The following is a 236-nucleotide window of genomic DNA, read 5'->3' on the forward strand; positions in this document are numbered from 1 at the left end:
GTCCGTATTCTGGCCCGCGGCAAAAATGCCAGCCGCAGCATGACCTTCCATGAAGCCCGCTTTACCATGGGTGAATTGATTGCCGGGCGCTTTGAGCCAGAACAGCTCGGTGCCATTCTAATGCTGCTACGGGTCAAGGAAGAAACAGCTGAAGAACTGGCGGGGTTCGCGGCAGCCATCAACGACCAGTGGCCAGCATCCACTGCAGATTCCCCTGCCTACGATCTGGTCTGGCC

Annotated in this window: 1 pseudogene; it reads left to right on the forward strand. The window is 58.1% G+C overall.

Going from position 1 to position 236, the window contains the following annotated elements:
• Nucleotides 1-236: pseudogene (locus tag Q4563_RS22615) on the forward strand (glycosyl transferase family protein); the annotation flags it as partial.

The organism is Gilvimarinus sp. 1_MG-2023, assembly GCF_030548285.1.